The sequence below is a fragment of the Rhizobium mesosinicum genome, assembly GCF_019511345.1.
GTDB lineage: Bacteria > Pseudomonadota > Alphaproteobacteria > Rhizobiales > Rhizobiaceae > Rhizobium > Rhizobium mesosinicum.
On sequence record NZ_JAEUAK010000007.1, the window covers coordinates 19,050 to 33,336 of the forward strand.

Annotated in this window: 10 protein-coding genes; 8 read left to right on the plus strand and 2 right to left on the minus strand. The window is 60.6% G+C overall.

Annotation, left to right across the window (positions count from 1 at the left end):
* Positions 1-1,368 (minus strand): amino acid permease, encoded by a 1,368-nt coding sequence (locus tag JNB85_RS18660; RefSeq protein WP_220335800.1) that lies wholly within the window; start codon positions 1,366-1,368, stop codon positions 1-3.
* 257 nt (positions 1,369-1,625) lie between these two features.
* On the opposite strand from JNB85_RS18660, the gene JNB85_RS18665 reads away from it, so the two are divergent.
* From JNB85_RS18665 to JNB85_RS18700, 8 genes are all read left to right on the plus strand, one after another.
* Entirely contained in the window at positions 1,626-1,985 is a 360-nt protein-coding gene (locus JNB85_RS18665; RefSeq protein ID WP_223216533.1) for a hypothetical protein, read from the plus strand.
* 134 nt (positions 1,986-2,119) lie between these two features.
* Complete coding sequence (locus JNB85_RS18670) at positions 2,120-3,091, plus strand: cation diffusion facilitator family transporter (RefSeq protein WP_223216534.1); 972 nt, start codon at positions 2,120-2,122, stop codon at positions 3,089-3,091.
* A gap of 161 nt (positions 3,092-3,252) precedes the next feature.
* On the plus strand, positions 3,253-5,514 hold the full coding sequence (locus JNB85_RS18675) for an arginine/lysine/ornithine decarboxylase (protein WP_220335801.1): 2,262 nt from the start codon (positions 3,253-3,255) through the stop codon (positions 5,512-5,514).
* Complete coding sequence (speC, locus tag JNB85_RS18680; protein WP_220335802.1) at positions 5,511-7,898, plus strand: ornithine decarboxylase; 2,388 nt, start codon at positions 5,511-5,513, stop codon at positions 7,896-7,898. The genes JNB85_RS18675 and speC overlap by 4 nt, the downstream gene beginning before the upstream one ends.
* Positions 7,895-9,253, plus strand: a complete 1,359-nt coding sequence (gene potE, locus JNB85_RS18685; protein WP_220335803.1) for a putrescine-ornithine antiporter — start codon at positions 7,895-7,897, stop codon at positions 9,251-9,253. Before speC ends, potE begins: the two co-directional genes overlap by 4 nt.
* 16 nt (positions 9,254-9,269) lie before the next feature.
* Complete coding sequence (locus JNB85_RS18690) at positions 9,270-10,196, plus strand: amino acid ABC transporter substrate-binding protein (protein ID WP_220335804.1); 927 nt, start codon at positions 9,270-9,272, stop codon at positions 10,194-10,196.
* A gap of 129 nt (positions 10,197-10,325) precedes the next feature.
* Positions 10,326-11,468 carry a calcium/proton exchanger gene (gene cax, locus JNB85_RS18695; RefSeq protein WP_220335805.1) on the plus strand — a complete coding sequence of 381 codons (1,143 nt, stop codon included), beginning with the start codon at positions 10,326-10,328 and terminating at the stop codon, positions 11,466-11,468.
* A 23-nt stretch (positions 11,469-11,491) separates the two neighbouring features.
* Entirely contained in the window at positions 11,492-12,445 is a 954-nt protein-coding gene (locus JNB85_RS18700) for a hypothetical protein (protein ID WP_220335806.1), read from the plus strand.
* A gap of 5 nt (positions 12,446-12,450) precedes the next feature.
* Here JNB85_RS18700 and JNB85_RS18705 read toward each other — a convergent pair whose 3' ends face one another.
* Positions 12,451-14,226 (minus strand): hypothetical protein, encoded by a 1,776-nt coding sequence (locus JNB85_RS18705; protein ID WP_220335807.1) that lies wholly within the window; start codon positions 14,224-14,226, stop codon positions 12,451-12,453.
* Between the last annotated feature and the right edge of the window lie 61 nt (positions 14,227-14,287).

A 14,287-nucleotide genomic window follows, 5' to 3' on the forward strand; every position in this document is an offset into this window, starting at 1 on the left:
TCAGGCAAGCTTGTCCTGAGACGGGAGCGGTTGCGTAACGGCGCTCGCTGCCGTCTCCTTGTCCGTCGCGCCAGCCGTATTGCGTCTTTGCCAGACATAGACTGGGATTCCAAGCATCAGCAGCACGAGGCCGTAGAGCACCGGTTCGGCGCCGGAGCCGTAAAGGGTGAAGATCGCAAAGATGAACGCGACAAGCTCGATCGCGCTGACCTGCGGCATCCGTCCATCAGACACGCCCGCAATGAGGCTTCTGGCAAGCGCGCAGAAAGCATAGGGAACGACGGCGGCCATGGTGCTGAGCCCGACCATCAGCCGATAGACGGCGGCAAAGCCTTCGGAGCCGAGCGCCTGGACGAGCACGAGGAGCGTTGCGAACAAGGCCGAGATGATCATGCCCCATGCCGGCACGCCCCGCGGGGAAAGTCGGGAAAAAAGCGGCGGAAATAGCCCGTCCCGGGCAGCAGCCATCGGAACCTGCCCCATCAGCAAGGTCCAGCCGTTGAGCGCGCCAATTGAGGACACGAGGACTGCAAGCGCGATCGCCAACTCGCCGGGGCGTCCCCACATGATCCCTGCCGCCTGGGAAAATGGCGCAACCGACTTGACGAGCTGTTCACGCGGCACGAGGCCCATCACCACGATCGTGCCGAATACATAAAGGGCAGCGGCGATGGAGATACCGAGCACGGTCGATCGTGGGATTGTCCGCTGCGCATTCTCCACGTCGCCGGCCGGAACCGTAGCCGATTCCAACCCCAGATAGGCAAACATGGTGAGAGGCGCCAGTGTCGCAAAAGACTGCAGCAGCGGCTGACCGCTTGGATTAAATTCGGCGAAATGCGATGGATCGATGTAGAGAAGACCGATAATGGCAACGGCGCCGAAAGGCAGCAACTTGGCGTAGGTCGTGACTTGCGCGAAGACGCCCGCCGCGTGAACGCCGCGAAGATTGACGAGCACGACCGCCCAGATCACGCCGAGCGTCACCACGGTCGCGGCGAAGCGGTTGGCGAGAGCAGGGAAGAGATCGACCATCACGCCGGCAAAGGCAATCGCGATGACGGGCAGAGATGTCCATATCGAGATCCAGTAACCCCAGGCGATCAGAAAGCCGGCGAAATCGCCATAGGCGAGCCTGGTATAGGCATAGGGGCCGCCGACAGCGGGCACGAGGCTCGCCAGGCGCGCGAAGGTCAGACCCAGGCAAATCGCGCCGGCGCCCATGATGATCCAGACGACAATCGCAAGCTTGCCATAGGGCGCGACCGCGGCCGGTGAAAGATAAAAGCCCGATCCCACCATATTGCCGACCACAATCGCGGTGCAGGCAGCAAGTCCGAGGCTCTTGCCATTTGGCGAGGTTGTCATGGTCCCCTCCGAGAGACGCCCTTTCCGGTGCCGATGTCGCCTCGGACATCGGCTCTCGGTGACAATCTTCTGCTCAAAGGATGGGCGCCGCAATCCGGTTCAATGCGTAGTGAGCGACCGCCTTCAACGGCGTGTTTCCGGAAGACGTTGTTACCAGCGGTCCACTTGTCTGGGCACCATTGATCGTACTCAATGCCCGGCTCCGACGCATGAGCTATCTTCCTCAGCCGGACATTGAGCTCTAGGGAGTTTGAGCGATGAAGATGGTCATGGTCATTGGACTTGCCGTAATCACTGCCGCCGCCGGGATTGCCCCGGTCGAGGCCCAACAGACTCGGCGCGAACATCGAAGAATGAACTGGAGCGAGAACCTGCCTGAGGCGGTGCGAACCTATCATGACAGGCGATTCACAATCGTCAGCTATCGAATTGCAGGTTTTTCGGAGACCGGCTCACATCCTTCGCCGGGAAGCGACGAGCAGGTCAAGGCGATCAGGGACGCAATTCGTGCGAACAAATGGCTTATAGCCCAGCTCAAGGCCAAGAAGCTTACCGCGAACGATATCGAATGGGTCTCGCGGGCACGCAACGGCAATATGACGTTCTATACAAAATGACCAGTGTCCACGTCAGGCGAACTTCAGACTTGGGTAGGCCAGGCCACCACACACGTTTCAGACCTCGTCTCACCTCAGCGACCAGCATAAGTTGCTAGCGCATCGGCCGAAAATCGCTTCCGATTTTCGGGCTGATGCGTAGATTGAGTGTTGGGGCTGCGGATGTCGAGGCGGAGCTATTGTTAAGCGAGCAGGGGTTTCTCCGGATATCGATCGCGGCGACCGTCCTGGTGGCAACGCTCGGAGTCGTCTTCGGCATTCTTTCCGGCTCTTTCTCGATCGCCTTCGACGGCGTTTATTCGCTGGCCGATGCGGCGATGACCGGACTTGCGCTCTGGGTTTCGAGCCTAATCCTGAAATCGACGCAGAGCGACGCTCGGTCCGGCAGAATCCGGAACCGCTTCACCATGGGTTTCTGGCATCTCGAGCCCATCGTGCTGATGCTCAACGGCTGCCTGTTGATGACGGTCGGCATCTATGCGCTGATCAACGCGATCATCAGCATCTTGAACGGCGGTCACGAACTGCGCTTCGGCATGGCGACCGCCTATTCTGCGGCGACCCTACTTGTTTGCGCCGCCATGGCCTTCGTCGGCGTCAGGCTGAACGCCCGCATCAAATCCGATTTCATCTCGCTGGACATCCAGGCCTGGATCATGTCGGGCGGCATTGCGCTTGCCCTGCTCGTTGCATTCCTTATCGGCATGGCCGTACAGGCGACGCCGGCTGCCTGGCTTGCCAGCTATATAGACCCGGCGGTTCTGGCGCTGGTCTGCCTCATCATGGTTCCGCTTCCGATCGGCACCGTTTGGAGGGCTTTCACCGAGATTCTGCTGATCGCCCCTGTCGACCTCCAGGAGCATGTCGATCGTGTCGCCTCGGAAACGGTTCGACGCCTCGGCTTCCTGTCGCACCGAGCCTATGTTGCCCGGGTCGGCCGCGCGATGCAGATCGAACTCTATTTCATCGTCCCTGAAGGGCTTCCTGCAAAGACCGTGGAGGAATGGGACGCACTCCGCGATGAGATAGGGAATGCGATCGGCGACGAAAGCGCCAATCGCTGGCTGACGATCGCCTTCACCGCCGATGCGGAGTGGGCCGAATAGCCTAATCAAAATCCAAGTTCCTCCGGCGACATCGAAGTGCTTCGCTTTACCTTGATTGCAATCAAGGACGCTGCACGACCCGTCATGTACGATCCTTCAACCTGCGATCCACGCGGTCTGCACGCGGCCGCAGCCTTTGACGTCAGGTTCTGGAGGAACGCATGGAATTCCAGATGGCATTTCCGATAGCCGTTATCGACGAGGATTTTGACGGCAAGAGCGCAGCCGGACGCGGTATGCGCGATCTCGCCGCCGCCATTGAAAGGGAAGGGTTCCGGATCGTCTCCGGCGTTTCCTACGAAGATGCGCGCCGTCTCGTGCATGTCTTCAACACAGAGTCCTGCTGGCTCGTCTCCGTCGACGGCACCGAAGACAAGACGACGCGCTGGCAGGTGCTGGGAGAGGTGCTCACCGCAAAGCGGCAGAGAAATGACCGGCTGCCAATTTTTCTGTTCGGCGATGACACCACCGCAGAAGACGTGCCGACAGCGGTGCTGCGTCATGCCAACGCCTTTTTCCGCCTGTTCGAGGATTCGGCGGAATTCATGGCGCGCGCCATCGCGCAGGCCGCTCGCAATTATCTCGAGCGGCTGCCGCCGCCGATGTTCAAGGCGCTGATGGATTATACGCTGGAAGGCGCTTATTCGTGGCATACGCCCGGCCATGGCGGCGGCGTCGCGTTTCGCAAGAGCCCGGTGGGCCAGCTCTTCTACACGTTCTTCGGTGAAAACACGCTGCGATCCGATATTTCCGTATCGGTCGGCAGCGTCGGTTCGCTTCTCGATCATGTCGGGCCGATCGCCGAGGGCGAGCGCAATGCCACGCGCATCTTCGGCGCGGATGAGACCCTGTTCGTCGTCGGCGGCACGTCGACCGCCAACAAGATCGTCTGGCACGGCATGGTCGGGCGCGGTGATCTGGTGCTGTGCGACCGCAATTGCCACAAGTCCATCCTGCATTCCCTCGTCATGACAGGCGCCACACCAATCTACCTGACGCCTTCGCGCAACGGGCTCGGCATCATCGGTCCGATCTCGAAGGACCAGTTCACGCCTCAAGCGATCGCCGGCAAGATCGCCGTCAGCCCCTTTGCCGGACAGACCAGCGGAAAAGTCAGGCTGATGGTCGTCACCAACTCGACCTATGACGGCCTCTGCTACAATGTCGACGCGATCAAGGCGTCGCTCGGCGACGCGGTCGAGGTGCTGCATTTCGACGAGGCCTGGTACGCCTATGCCAATTTCCACGAATTCTACGACGGCTTCCACGCGATCTCGTCGAACAAGCCTGCGCGGTCGCAAAACGCCATCACCTTCGCCACCCAATCGACGCACAAGCTGCTGGCCGCCCTTTCGCAGGCGTCGATGATCCATATCCAGCATGCCGAGACCAAACGTCTCGACATCACCCGCTTCAACGAAGCTTTCATGATGCACACCTCGACCTCGCCGCAATACGGCATCATTGCCTCCTGCGATGTCGCGGCCGCCATGATGGAGCAGCCGGCCGGACGTGCGCTCATCCAGGAGACGATCGACGAGGCGATCAGCTTCCGCCGGGCGATGAACGCGGTGAGGAAACAGACGAAAGACACCTGGTGGTTCGACGTCTGGGAGCCGACGATTGCCGGGCAGACGCCGAGTGACACCCATGCCGACTGGGTCTTGAAGCCGGATGATGCCTGGCATGGTTTTGCCGGCCTTGCCGAAAACCATGTCATGGTCGACCCGATCAAGGTCACCATCCTGTCGCCCGGCCTGTCTGCAACCGGGGTCATGGACGAGCATGGAATACCGACGGCGGTCGTCACCAAGTTCTTGTCCTCCCGGCGCATCGAGATCGAGAAGACCGGCCTCTATTCCTTCCTCGTGCTGTTCTCGATGGGTATCACCCGCGGCAAGTGGAGCACGCTCGTCACAGAACTGCTGAATTTCAAGGATCTCTATGACGCCAATGCGCCATTGACCCGCGCACTGCCGGCACTGGCCGCGGCCCATCCGGAAGCCTATGCAGGGATGGGACTGAAGGATCTCTGCGAGCAGATCCACGCGACCTACCGCAAGGACGATGTGCCAAAGGCGCAACGCGAAATGTATACGGTCCTGCCCGACATGGCACTGCGTCCGGCCGATGCCTATGACCGGCTGGTCAAGGGCCGGATCGAGAGTGTCGAGATCGACGACCTCATGAACCGCATCCTTTCCGTGATGATCGTTCCCTATCCGCCGGGCATTCCGCTGATCATGCCGGGCGAACGGATCACCCAGTCGACGAAGTCCATTCAGGACTATCTGCTTTACGCGCGTGACTTCGACAGGAAATTCCCCGGTTTCGAAACCGATATCCACGGCCTTCGCTTCGCGCCCGGTGACGGCGGTCGCCGCTACCTCGTCGATTGCATTGCAGGGGAGGGGCAAGAATGATCCCGCGCGACGTGAAATCTCCGACGGTCGCAATACCGTTCCACAAGATGCTGAAGATCGTCGCGATCATCGAGCGCGAGAATGCCCAGGCGCAGGAACTGGTGTCACAGATCACCGCCCAGGGCTTCGAGGTGGAACAGCGCGACGATTATTCGGCCGACGTGTCAGAGGATGCTGACGTCGGCGCCTATATCGGCTCGGTCGAGGGCGGGCGGCTGGTTTCGGCACGCAGCTTCCTTCGTTCCGTCAGGGATATCGGTTTCCGCACGCCGATCTGGGCGATGGCCGATACGCTGACGATTGCGGATATGGATGTCGTCGAGATGGCCGGCGAGGTGGACGGTTTCGTCTATCTCGGCCAGCAGACCCCGGCCTTCTATGCCAAGCAGATCGTGTCCAGCGCCGTGAATTACGGCAAATCGCTGCTGCCGCCATTCTTCGGTGGCATGATGGCCTATGACGGCGAGGCCAATATCGCCTTTGATTGCCCGGGGCATCAGGGCGGCCAGTTCTATCGAAAATCGCCGGCCGGACAGCTCTTCTTCAAATATTTCGGCGAGAGCATCTTCCGCAACGATCTCTGCAACGCAGATGTCGATCTCGGCGATCTCCTGATCCATGAAGGCCCCGCCGTCGAAGCCCAAAAACAGGCGGCGCGCATCTTTGGCGCGGACCGCACCTATTTTATCCTGAACGGCACGAGCACCTCCAATAAAGTCGTCGCCAATGCGCTACTGCACAGCGGCGATCTGGTGCTCTTCGATCGCAACAATCACAAATCCCTGCATCAGGGTGCTCTCGTGCAGGCCGGCGCCATCCCGATCTATCTGCCGACCGCCCGCAATTCCTTCGGTATGATCGGCGCGGTCGACTGGGCGGCTTGGGACGAAAGCTGGCTGCGGCAAAAGATAGAGGAGCACCCACTTGTCGCCGACAAGAGCCGTGCGAAGGCGGAAAGGCCGTTCCGTCTGGCCTGCATCCAGCTCGCGACCTATGACGGCACGATCTACAATGTCGCCCAGGTGATGGAGAAGCTCAGCCATCTCTGTGATTACGTGCTCTGGGACGAGGCTTGGATCGGCTACAACGCCTTCCACCCGCTCTTCGAGGGCCATAGCCCGATGCGGTTGGAGGACCTCAGGGCTGATATGCCCGGGCTGTTCTCCACCCAATCGGTCCACAAGCAGGGCGCCGGCTTTTCCCAGGCATCGCAGATCCACAAGCGGGACGAACATATTAAGGGCCAGCGCAGGTTCGTCGAACACAAGCGCTTCAATGAATCGCTGCTGATGCACGTTTCGACCTCTCCCTTCTACCCGCTTTTCGCCTCGCTTGACGTCAATGCCAAGGTGCATGAGGGCAAGGCCGGCGAGATGCTCTGGGACCGCTGCATCGAGCTCGGGATCGAGGTTCGCAAGAAGCTGCGCGGTTTCGTGGAGCATTATGAAACCAAGGCCGCGACCCCGGAGGAGCAGTGGTTCTTCGATCCCTTCGTGCCGGACAGGGTGACGGTTTCGGGCTCCAAGCACACCGGCGATCTTGCCGCCGCCAAGTGGGAAGAAGTCCCGAGTGGGGTGTTGAAACGCGAGCAGCAATGCTGGCGGTTCGATCCGGAGGCAAAATGGCATGGTTATTCGGGATATGCTCCCGGCTACGCGATGGTCGACCCGAACAAGCTTACGCTGCTGACCCCCGGCATCGACCGGAAGACAGGCGACTATCGCGGGTTCGGCATTCCGGCGACCGTTGTCGCCAACTATCTGCGCGAGCAGCGGGTCGTGCCTGAAAAATGCGACCTGAACAGCCTGCTCTTCCTCCTGACACCTGCCGAAGACGAGAGCAAGCTGAACACGCTCGTCGCCAAGCTTGTCAAGTTCAAGAACCTGTGGGACCGCGATGCGCCGCTGCAGGAGGTGTTGCCGACCGTCTTCGCCGCCCATCGCGAGCGTTACGCCGGCTACAGTGTCCGCCAGGTCTGCCTCGAAATGCATTCATTCTATCGCGAAGCAGGCGTCAAGGAGCTGCAAAGGCTATGCTTCCGCTCCGAAAGTTTCCCGCAACCGGCGATGGCGCCCAAGCAGGCCTATGAGGCTCTAGTCGCCAATGATGTCGACTATGTGCCGCTGACGGAGGCGGCCGGCCGCATCTCTGCGACGCTGGCGTTGATCTATCCGCCCGGCATTGGCGTGATCGTGCCGGGAGAGCGTTGGGACGACAGGGCGCGGCCGATGCGGGACTATTTCCTCGCCTTCGAAGAATCCTTCAACCGCTTCCCCGGCTTCAATTACGAGGTCCAGGGCGTGTTCCAGGAGCGGATCGATGGGCGGATCAAGTTCCACACATATGTCGTGCGTGAGCAGGGGCTAGGGAGGATTTCGTCATGACCGACAACACGATGCATCTTGCGGCCGAGGCCACGACCAAGAAGAAGATGAACTTGGTGCAGCTCACCTTCATCGTCGCCGTCAACATGATGGGATCGGGGATCATCATGCTGCCCGCCAATATGGCGCAGGTCGGGGCGATCTCGCTGCTTTCCTGGCTTGTGACCGCCATCGGCTCGATGGCGATCGCCTATGGCTTCGCCCAGGCCGGACTGTTCAATCAGCGCCCTGGAGGCATGTCCGCCTATGCGGAGGATGCCTATGGGAAGGACGGCTATTTCATGGTGTTCTTCCTGTATTTCCTGTCGCTTGCCGTCGGCAATGTGGCGATCGGCATCTCGGCCGTCGGGTACCTGGCCGGGTTCTTTCCGGTGCTGACCTCGACCCCGATCGTGACCTGCCTGGCGCTGATCGTGCTCTTGTGGCTGACCACGGCCGCCAATTTCGGTGGACCGCGCATCACCGGCCGCATTGGCTCGGTCACGGTATGGGGCGTCATCCTGCCCGTTGGACTGCTGTCGATCATCGGCTGGCTCTGGTTCAGCTCCAGCACTTTCGCCGCCGCCTGGAATCCGCAAGGCCTGACGCTTGGGCAAGGTATGGGATCGAGCATTTCACTGACCCTCTGGGCATTCCTCGGCATGGAATCGGCCGCTCAGAATTCCGATGCCGTCGAAAATCCCAAGCGTGACGTGCCGCTCGCCTGCATGTTCGGCACGCTGGGCGCCGCCGTCATCTACATCCTGTCGACGACAGTCATTCAGGGCATCGTGCCGAATCCGGATCTCGCCAGCTCCACGGGGCCCTTTGCACTCGCTTATGCCACCATGTTCAATTCCACGGTTGGTTCCATCGTCATGGCGCTTGCCGTGCTGGCCTGCCTCGGCTCGCTGCTCGGATGGCAGTTTACGATCGCCCAGACCGCGAAAACCGCCGCCGACGAGCGGATGTTCCCATCCATATTCTCGCGGGTGAACGAGATGGGGGCGCCCGTGGCAGGCATGATCATTCTCGGCATCGTGCAGACATGTCTTGCCTTGATGACCATTTCGCCGACGTTGAGCGAGCAGTTCTCGGCGCTCGTCAACCTCGCGGTCGTCACCAACGTACTGCCCTACATCATCGCGCTGTCTGCCCTTTTCGTCATGATGAAGGCCGCCCGCGTGCCACGGCCGAAATATCGGCTCAACGCCACCATCGCCTTGGTCGGCATGGCCTACAGCGTCTTCGCCATCTATGCCTCCGGCAAGGACGCGGTTCTCGGCGGCATGATCGTCACAGGCATCGGTTTCATCATTTACGGCCTGATCGCCCCGCGTTTCGCCAGCAACACAAACCAGCTTCCGGCCGAGTAATAGAGGAGGATCAGACATGTCAGGAACAAATGATCGCTGGGCGGGTATCGCCGCCTCTGTCCTCACCGCGGCGGCCATGTTGGCCGTCAGCATGCCCGCGCAGGCTCAGACACTCGACCGCGTCAGAACAAGCAGTGCGCTGAAGCTCGGCTACGATCCGGATTCAAGGCCCTTTTCCTTCAACGGGGAACAGGGACGGCCGGACGGCTATGCGGTCGCCCTCTGCAACAAGGTTGCCGATAGTCTGCGGGCACAGCTGAACCTGCCGAAGCTCGATGTCGAGTGGGTTTCGCTTTCAGGCGACGCCAAGGCAGAGGCGATAGCGAGCGGCGCGGCTGACCTTGTCTGCGCTGCGGAGCCGGTGACATTGACGCGCCGGCAGCAGGTGTCGTTTTCCATCCCGATCTTCCCGAGCGGCACCGGCGCGCTTTTGAGCACCAGTTCGCCGCTGGCTTTGCGCGAAGTGCTGCAATATGGCGAACCCTCGAGCCGTCCGGTCTGGCGTGGTTCACCGGCGCGCACGATACTGGAGCACAAGACCTTTTCCGCCATTGCGGGCACGACGAGCGAAGGCTGGCTCAGCGACAGGATCCAGACTTTTCAACTCGCTGCAACGGCTGCGCCGGTCGACAATTATCAGCAGGGGATCGAGCGCGTCGTGGACGGCAGTTCGGCGGTGCTCTTCGGTGACATGCCGATCCTGATGGATGCCGCCGCACGCAGCGACAATTCCGGGAATCTTATAGTCCTGCGGCGACATTTCACCTACGAACCCCTGGGTCTTGAACTAGCGCGCGGCGACGAGGACTTTCGCCTTGCCGTCGATCGCGCGCTGAGCCAAGCCTATGCCGGGCGGGATTTCCGGTCATTCTTCACAACCTGGTTCGGGCCGCCGGATGAAGCGACCGTCACATTCTTTCGGCAAACAGCGCTGCCGGAGTAGCAATGCATTGCAACGGTTTACCAAACTGTCAAGTGAATGGCGCGCTCCGGATCTGGCTATATCCACCTATAACCCGCTGCATGCCTCAAACCACGGATGACGGATTCAACAACCCAGCGGGAGTGACGGGTGAGCCTTCTTTGGAAAGAAATTCGTGACAGCCCCATGCTGTGGCTGCTCCTCGCGGTGCCGGTGGTCTTCGTTGCTGCGAGCGTTGCGCCCGAGGCACACACGGTGCTCTTCATCCTGTCTGTGCTTGCCGTGATACCCCTTGCCGGGCTCCTCAGTCACGCTACCGAGTCCGTTGCTGCAAAAACGGGCGATGCCGCTGGCGGGCTGCTTAACGCCACCCTGGGAAATCTGACGGAGCTTGTCATCGCGCTGACCGCCCTGCGTGCCGGACAATATACGCTGGTAAAATCGTCGGTTGCCGGTGCAATCGTCACCAACACGTTGTTCATGCTGGGTGCGTCGTTTTTGCTTGGCGGCCTCAAGCATCACACTCAGGAATTCAACCGAGCCAATGCACGTCTCCAGGCTGGTCTGCTCTTCCTCGCCACCGTTGGCCTGCTCGTACCGTCAGCGGTTGCCTCAAGGGATTCGGGCTCTGCGACGGACGTCCTTCATAAGCTCAGCTTGGGCCTCGCCATCCTGCTGATCGTCGGATATGCGCTGGGGCTCCTGTTCACTCTCAAGACGCATCGAGAGTTTTTTGCTTCCGCCGAGCACGCCGAGACGGAAGAATCTCCGTGGCCACTTGGCTTGGCGCTGTCGACGCTTGCCGGTGTCACAATACTGGTCGCGCTGGTCAGCGAGGTCTTCGTCGAGTCCGTGCAGCAGGCTGCCGAAGTTTTTGGGATGACGCCTGCTTTTGTCGGTTTCATCGTCGTCGCGCTGGTCGGGGGCGCAGCCGAAATGGCTTCGGCATTCTCTGGTGCACGCAAGAACCGCCTCGACTTGAGCGTGGGGATTGCGCTCGGAAGCGCGTCGCAGATAGCCTTGTTCGTAGCGCCCGTGCTGGTGGTGTTGAGCTACGTCATCGGACCGACACCGATGGATCTGCAGTTTCCTCCGGGCGTTGTCGTCATGGTCTTCCTGGCGACCATGACCGCGATGTTCGTCACCAACAGCGGGCGTTCAGCATGGATCGTCGGCATATTGGTCCTGATGGTTTACATGATCTTCGCCATGACTCTTTATGTGTTACCTGATCGGGGTCATGAAGCGGATCCGGAAAGAGTCGGGGCTCGGCTCGGATCGGTGCCCTGGTAAGGGTGGCGTCGCGGGAGGACTCGATGGTATCGGAAGAGGGAAGAACCAGCCCCGCACCTCACGATCCCGCAGCCGTTCGCGAGCAGCTCGATCGAATCCTCGCCAGTCCCGAGTTTCATGCTCCCGAGCGTGGGCGGCGGTTCCTGGAATATATCATCGAGGAGATGCTGGAAGGACGCGGCGAACAGCTCAAGGCCTATACGATCGCGCAGGCGGTTTTCGGGCGCGACGCCTCCTTCGATGCGCAGAATGACCCGGTCGTGCGCATCGAGGCGGGCCGCATTCGCCGGGCGCTGGAGCGATATTATCTCGTCAGCGGAAGAAGAGATCCGATCGGGATAACCATCCCCAAAGGAGGCTATTCGCCACATTTTTCAAGCACCAATGGCAGCGCAAGTCCCGGCGGAGCGAATGACTCGCAAGACCGCGGAAACAAGCGCGGCGGTCTTGCTCGGCCGATTGCCTATCGCGATCTTCTGCTGCCGATTGGCCTACCGGCGCTGTTGGGCGTGATCGCGATTCTGGCCATCATCCGCCCGTTGGAAGATTATTTTTCAGGGCCAAAAGCGCCGCCGGCGCCCGCCGCGTCGACCCTTGCAAGCAAGGCCAGCATCGTCGTCGAGCCCTTCTCGGCTCTCGGGGGCAGCTCCGAAGGCTTAGATTTTGCGAATGGCTTGGCCGACCAGCTGCTGACGAAGCTGATGAAAGCGGAAAATCTCGTCGTGCTCGCGCCCGACCGGCCCGCCGCTCAACCGATCGCTCCACTGTTCAATTTGCAGGGAAGCGTTGCCATCGAGGGCTCGGCCCTTCATCTGCATGTCCGACTGATCAATGGCGCCGACGGCACGGTCATATGGGCAAATCAATATGATCGCGAGATCAAAGGCCGCACCATTCTCGATATCGAGGACGAGATCGCCATGCAAATCGCTCTGGAAATCTCGAAAAGACGCAGCGCCGCACCGCCAGATCGATAGCGGCATTATCGTTTCGCGGTGGTGTCGACAGCAATTCCAGAGGCACGCAATCCGTTCAGGAAACGCTCCCGATCTTCAGGCCGTTGCAGGCGCAGCGAAACTTCCTCGCGGATATTGGCCATCAATGCCGGCGCGTGGGTATAAAGCCAACGCTGTTCCGCTTCGGCTTCCTCGGCCTTGCCGGCGGCCCCGAGAATGGATAGCAGCACGAGACGATGGACAGGGTTCGAAGCAAGATCGGATTTTCGCGACCAGCGCTCCGCCTGCTCGAGGTCGCCTTTGATGAATGCACAGAGCGCCATGCCAGCTTCATAGTATCCGCTGGGACCGACGTCCCTGTTGAGGGCGATCGAGAGCAGTTCGCAGCCTGACTGCCATTTCCCGGAAAGCGCCAGTCGATAGCCATATTCGCCGGCGACTTCGACGTCGCCGGGATTGGCGGCATAGGCCGCCGTGCCGGCCTTAAGGGCTTTGTCGACATCTCCCTGGAAGAAACCTACCAACATCAGCGCCTGCAGAACACGGGGATCGCTAGGCGCGAGAGATGCCGCCCGTTCCACCGCAGCGGTCGCCATTTCGAGTGGTTGAACCGACGAGGGCGTGCCGAGCTTGTAACGAAACCGCAGCTCGTCAAGATAGACCATGGCCAGCACTGTCCAGGAAGCAGCGTTATCCGGGGAGCGCTGTGTCGCCTGCCGGAGGCATTCCAGTGCGGCAGCGTGGCTTTGCGCGGTCATGGCCCGACGGTAGCTGTAATAGGCGCGCGTGCAGGCATAGTCATCCTGACCGCCGTTTTGCGCTGGCCCGACGATCTTATCCGTCTCGGTTTGAAGGATGGCGCCATCAGAATGCGCGATGGCGCTGGAAATCTGCCGGGAGATGTTGGCTTGGATGACAAGCTTGTTCTCGGCTTGAAGATCGGCATCGAAATTTCTAGCCCAGATGACGGCGCCGTCCGATTGACGCACCAGCCTAGCTGCGGCGCGCAACCTGCTTTTGTCGAGCTGCACATTGCCCTGGAGCGAGTAGTCGGCACCGGCGCCCCGTCCGCCGCGCAGCGGATCGGCAACGACGATGATGCCGTCGACCCGGGCAAGCTGACCGATAACGTCGTCCCTCAGGCCGCGAGCGATATCCGGACCGGCGCCGGCGACGCCGCTTTCGGAAAAGAACTCGACGAGCACCTTCGGATGGGTGCTCGCCAGCGGCGGCGTCCCGGTCGTTTGCCCGTTCCAAACAGACAGAGCAAATGCAAGGGCCAGGGCGAGGAGCGCAAACCCCATTGATATGAGGATTCCGACGCCTCGAGCTGCCGACCGCGTCGAAGCACGGATCGCGCGACGAGGGCTGTCTTGCACACTAAGCTCTGCAGCCTGGGGGTCCTCCAGGTTCGCCCCCGACGGAAGCAGCAATCCCTGAGCATATTCGAAATGCGGTACGTATCCGCCTTTGGGCACGGTGATGATGACCTCGTCCGTGCGCCCTGCGACGAGATAGTAACGCTCGAGCGCCTTTCTGATCCGACCGGCCTCGATCCGGACGACTGGATCATTCTGCGGGTCAAATGAAGCTTCCCGGCCGAAAACGACATTCGCTATCGTAAAAGCTTTCAGGAACCCCGATCGGCCGGCGAGCGTCTCATTGACGACGAACTCGAGGAAATCCCGCCCCCGCTTCGGCGCATGAAATTCCTCGCTTCCGAGAATCCGCTCGACCTGACGGCAGATTTCATCCGCCGTCGGCTCAAGACTGCCCAAAACATTGACCTTTGCGTTCCTCATGATCGCCCCACGACAAGTCACGCAATTATCTTAGCTAATTCTAATACATCATAGCGCGCGA